General features: G+C 56.7%; 4 protein-coding genes and 1 other annotated feature. Of the genes, 1 reads left to right on the top strand and 3 read right to left on the bottom strand.

Annotated elements, in window-relative coordinates:
* Positions 1-340: hypothetical protein (locus EDD52_RS23265; RefSeq protein ID WP_207906090.1), on the top strand; the 340-nt coding region annotated here is incomplete at its 5' end.
* 175 nt (positions 341-515) lie between these two features.
* On the opposite strand, the gene EDD52_RS23260 is transcribed toward EDD52_RS23265, so the two are convergent.
* The 3 genes from EDD52_RS23260 to EDD52_RS23250 form a co-directional block, all read right to left on the bottom strand.
* Positions 516-1109 (bottom strand): pyridoxamine 5'-phosphate oxidase family protein, encoded by a 594-nt coding sequence (locus EDD52_RS23260; protein WP_073145404.1) that lies wholly within the window; start codon positions 1107-1109, stop codon positions 516-518.
* A gap of 428 nt (positions 1110-1537) precedes the next feature.
* Positions 1538-2389: a universal stress protein gene (locus tag EDD52_RS23255; RefSeq protein ID WP_132248989.1), complete on the bottom strand. Its 852-nt coding sequence runs from the start codon at positions 2387-2389 to the stop codon at positions 1538-1540.
* A gap of 13 nt (positions 2390-2402) precedes the next feature.
* Positions 2403-3899 (bottom strand): SulP family inorganic anion transporter, encoded by a 1497-nt coding sequence (locus tag EDD52_RS23250; protein WP_132248988.1) that lies wholly within the window; start codon positions 3897-3899, stop codon positions 2403-2405.
* Between the two features lie 72 nt (positions 3900-3971).
* Positions 3972-4027, bottom strand: a sequence feature (sul1 is cis-regulatory element that is thought to sense ions involved in sulfur or methionine metabolism; They are found in Alphaproteobacteria).
* Positions 4028-4503: the final 476 nt, after the last annotated feature.

The following is a 4503-nucleotide window of genomic DNA, read 5'->3' as shown; positions in this document are numbered from 1 at the left end:
TATCAAACACAAAGATGGTCAACCAATACATTTGGAAGATTGGCGGAGAGCGGTCGAAATTACTGACGACGTTCGGTTCGGAGACCAGGCAACTGCGTTTGTGACCAATCCGACAACTGGTGAGCAGATTTCAAATCCACATATGCAAGGAATGGCCGAACTGTTTGATTCAGGCGGTCAAGTTTGGGTCTCAATGTTCAGATGGTTTGATGGCATAGTTTCAGCCCGAGCTTCCCGTGACTTTGATACATTCGACAGTCACCAACGATCAGTGATGCGTGCTTTGGCTAAGCAACTTGGTGCCCAAGTAGTCGGTGATGAGGGAGAGCTTTACGAATAGGCGAACAGCAGATCGAGTTGTTTCTACCCAATCGCCGAACCGTCCACACCTTACCGGTACGAGCGCTGCGCAACGAACGGCGACACCTCCCGAAGCGGTCACTCCTGAACCGCGCAGCGAAGGAGGAAGGAGAGCCCAAAGTGACTTGTCAGCATCATACCAATAGGCGGTGCAACTATTGTCTGTGGGGATCGTTTTCAGGGAGCGCTTCGCACAAATCCTCGGCGTTTTTCCAATCCGGTTTGGCGCTGGACCCAGTCTCGTCGGGAATAAAAGGGGAAGCTGCGGCCTTCGCAAGGTCAGGGATATAACGAGGACAGTTTGGGAAGATTTCGTCAGCGTCTACCCTCACAATCATTTTGTAGCCTTCGGGGGTCGGACCATCCACCAGAGCGCAAGTTCCGTTGACGCGTAAACGTTTCGGTTGTGCTCCAAATTCAATGAATAACAACCCAATACGAGGGGATTTCAGGGCATTGCCAAGACTGCGATACATGGAGTTTCCGTCAAAATCTGACCACTCCAACGTTGCCGGACCAGTCACCCGCACAAACCCCGGTGCGCCTCCCCGAAACGAGCAGTCGACACTTCGCCCATGTGCAGTTGCTAAGAAGAAGAACTCGGCGCATTCGATAAAACTGACATCTTGCTCTCGGAACTCAGAAAACCGGCGATGTTTCTCCAACGCGTCTGCCATTCGGCGACCATCAAACCTGTCTTGTAATTCGCGGTGCCCGTCATGATACATGCTGGTTGGTCGATTGTTCATGCCAAGCCCTCCGAGGTAGATTGAAGCCAGAGTATCACGAGGCAGCAATTTTGCGAACGGCAGCTAAGTCCCACGTCTTGCCGGTTCGAGCACTGCGCAGCGAACGGTCGCGCTTCCCGAAGCTGCCACTCCTGAACTGCATTGCGAAGGCAGGGTCCCGACAAAATACTTCTGAACGCTGAATTCCGCCCAAAAGTCAGCGATGCGCAGATAGCGGGCTTTGCAGAATCTTGCAAAGCACGCCTGGTTGTCGCGCCAAGGCCGGTAGAACGCCGCGGCGCAGCTTAGGCATTGCAGCCGTTCTTGGATCGCGCAGCATTTTTGAAGGTCGAACAACGGCACAGCGGGACAAACCTGCCGTAGGAATGATGGCAATGAACGCCGGCTATGCAATTCCGACGCGGGCCAAAATAGACCGCGTCGGAATCTTACTTGTATAACAGAACCGGAATTTTCACCGACTGGATCATCGCCGTAGTGGTTGATCCGATTATGAGGTTCCTGATCCGGCTATGCCCATAGGCCCCCATCACAAGAAGATCGAAGCCCTCTTCTGAAACCAGCTTGTTCAGGGCGTCTTCGGGTTCGCCTGTCGTGATGCGAGAGGATGCCGTGATATTGGCCGTATGGAGCTTAGTAATGGCTTCATCAGCAACTTTCTGGGCATGAGTGGTATCTTGCGCCACACTGAGCACGCTGATGTCGAGATCCGCAAAAACTGGGCTGATCGACATGCGGTCGATGGCAACCTTGGCACTGGCGCTTCCGTCATAAGCCACGAGAACTTTTGAAATCGGGTGAAACTCCCGCGAGGCGACAAAGACCGGCACCTTCGCACTGCGCACGATCCGTTCCAAATTCGACCCGAGATGCCCAGAGGCGAAATCAGCGCCTTCGCCGCGTTTGCCAATGGTGATCGCGCGAATATTGTCTTCAAGCGCGCGCACCTCTTCCAGAAGATCACCCTTCCTCAGACGCAGGTTCACACTCGGGATGCCGTCTTGCGCAAGGATCGCTTTTGCATCTTCCAAAATGGCATGGCCCTTCGCTTGGGCAAGTTTAGCGCGCTGCTCGTCCAGCGTGGCAAGCTCTTGCAACAGCGTGGAACGGGCCCCGAGGCTCAATGCTCCTGACAAGTCCGTCGGCGCGCCCCCCTCGCGGCGGCCCAACACATGCATGGCCTCCACGCTGGCGTTGAGTTTCTGCGCGATCCACGCGGTATGGTGGCAGACGCTTTCGGAATAGGCCGACCCGTCCAGTAGTGTCAGTATCTTGTCCATGGTGTTCCCCCCCTCAGTGTCCCATCAACTTGTCCATCGCGCCGGGCTTGTCATGTATCGCAAGCTTGTCGATGAGCGTTTCCGTTGCGTCGTTCATACCGACAACCTCGACTGCTGAACCTTCTCGGCGGAACTTCAGAATTGCCATGTCCAGCGCCTGAACGGAGCTAATGTCCCAGATATGGGCCCGGCTGACGTCGATAGTGACACGATCGAGCGCCTCGCGGAAATCGAAAGCGTCTGCGAAATCTTCAGCCGATCCGTAAAAGAGCTGACCTTCGAGCACATAGGTACGGTGTCGTCCATCATCTGACAGGGTCGAGGTGATGCGGAAAAGCTGCGCGATTTTGCCGGCAAAGAAGATGCCTGAGAGCAAAACGCCTACCAACACGCCAATGGCAAGGTTATGCGTATAGACCACGGTGACGACCGTGGCGATCATCACGATCGAGGACGAGCGTGGATGGACCCTGAGCGCCTTGATCGAGGACCAGGAGAAGGTGCCGATCGACACCATGATCATGATGGCCACCAGTGCGGGCATCGGAATCCGAGCAACAAGGTCACCCAGCCCCACGACGAGGATCAGGAGTACGACGCCAGCGGTGAATGCTGAGAGTCGGCCCCGGCCGCCAGATTTCACGTTGATGATCGACTGTCCGATCATCGCACAACCTGCCATACCGCCAATGAACCCGGTTGCGGTGTTCGCGATGCCCTGCCCGATGCACTCCTGATCGCGGCTGGATTTCGTGTCCGTCAGATCATCGACGATGTTCTGGGTCATCAGGCTTTCCAACAGGCCGACCACCGCAACGGCGACGGAGTACGGAAAGATGATCAGCAGCGTCTCGATGGTCAGCGGCACATCCGGGATCAGGAAGAAGGGCAGCGTATCCGGCAGTGCGCCCATGTCGCCCACCGTTCGGACGTCCCAGCCCATCGCGAGAACGGCCAGGGTCAGCACGATGATCGTGACCAGCGGCGACGGGATCGTGGTGGTGATCCGTGGAAAGAGATAGATGATTGCAAGGCCCACAGCGACGAGGACATAGGTGAGCCAGGTGACGCCGGGGTTGCTCAGGTTCAACTCGGGGAGTTGCGCCATGAAGATGAGGATCGCCAGCGCATTCACGAAGCCGGTCATCACCGATTTTGACACATAGCGCATGAAACGACCGAGCTTCAAAAGCCCCGCGCCGATCTGCAAGAGACCTGCGAGAACGGTTGCGGCCAGGAGATATTCAAGCCCGTGATCCTTCACGAGCGTGATCATCAGAACGGCTGTGGCGGCAGTCGCCGCCGAAATCATGCCCGGCCGTCCGCCTGTAAAGGCGATGAGCACGGCAATGGAAAAAGAGGCGTAAAGACCAACCTTGGGGTCCACGCCTGCGATGATAGAGAAGGCAATGGCTTCGGGGATCAGCGCCAGCGCGACGACGATACCCGCAAGCACATCGCCACGAATGTTACCGAACCATTGCCGTCGGTAGTCAGAAATTGAGATCATTTAAACAATCCAGTACCCTGTGCCAGATCGTCTTTCATACGACGGTCGGCATTGTATCTCGGGAAGTTTCAGGGTTGTCCGGCGGATCAGCGGCCGGAAGAGCCACCCGGGCTCTCACCGGGTCCTAACGCTATTAGGGCTGCATAAACCCTATCTTCGTGAGAATATCAATCCCTCACAGATGGGCGGATATCACGCCAATTGATCGAACCTGTTGGAGCAGGGCCTCGCTAAGCCGCTGACTGCCAAAACCGACATTGGCGCAACGCGCAGCATTTGAAAAATTGGGCTCTCTGCCGCCTTGCGGCACCGCGGCGTCGCGACCACCGGCCTGGGCAGTTGCCGTCGTCGTCGCAGGTGACCGCAGGCAGCCCTTTCGCGACGTTCATGCGAAGCTGACCTCCAGCTATGCTGCAGCCGCGAGATTCGTGGGCCATTTCTTCGGAAGCCGCCGTTCCGAAGGCGGTGGTGTTTCTGGCCGATGCTGCGGTCGGCACCAGGACCGGGAAGCGCAGAAAGCGCCCTTTGCAGAATCTTGCAGAGCACGCCTGGTTGTCGCGCCAAGGCCGGTAGAACGTCGCGGCGCAGCTTAGGCATTGCAGCC

Source organism: Primorskyibacter sedentarius (assembly GCF_004342065.1).
GTDB lineage: Bacteria > Pseudomonadota > Alphaproteobacteria > Rhodobacterales > Rhodobacteraceae > Primorskyibacter > Primorskyibacter sedentarius.
This window is presented reverse-complemented; position numbering and strand designations above follow the sequence as displayed.

What these genes read in the sequence shown, in the direction of transcription:
- EDD52_RS23260 (WP_073145404.1), bottom strand. Translation starts at nt 1,109, where the DNA reads ATGAACAATCGACCAACCAGCATGTATCATGACGGGCACCGCGAATTA.
- EDD52_RS23255 (WP_132248989.1), bottom strand. Translation starts at nt 2,389, where the DNA reads ATGGACAAGATACTGACACTACTGGACGGGTCGGCCTATTCCGAAAGC.
- EDD52_RS23250 (WP_132248988.1), bottom strand. Translation starts at nt 3,899, where the DNA reads ATGATCTCAATTTCTGACTACCGACGGCAATGGTTCGGTAACATTCGT.